General features: G+C 48.5%; 1 protein-coding gene. It reads right to left on the bottom strand.

All coding sequences use genetic code 11. The annotated features are described in order from the left end of the window. Positions 1–262: nucleoside-diphosphate kinase (locus Q4563_RS20555; protein ID WP_303605833.1), on the bottom strand; the 262-nt coding region annotated here is incomplete at both ends.

The raw sequence follows: 262 nt of genomic DNA, 5'->3' as shown, positions 1-262 counted from the left end.
TGCGCAGATTTCGTCAGCAGAGAAGAAATAAGCAATTTCACGAGCAGCAGATTCTGCAGAATCAGAACCGTGTACTGCGTTGGCATCAATGCTTTCAGCGAAATCAGCGCGGATAGTACCGGCTTCAGCTTCTTTAGGGTTGGTTGCACCCATCAGTTCGCGGTTCAGCAGGATAGCGTTTTCACCTTCCAGAACCTGTACAACGACAGGACCAGAAGTCATGAAACCAACCAGATCCTTGTAGAAAGGACGTTCTTTGTGC

It is taken from the genome of Gilvimarinus sp. 1_MG-2023, from assembly GCF_030548285.1.
Note: the sequence above shows the minus strand (reverse complement) of the source record. Positions and strands in the feature narration are given on the sequence as shown.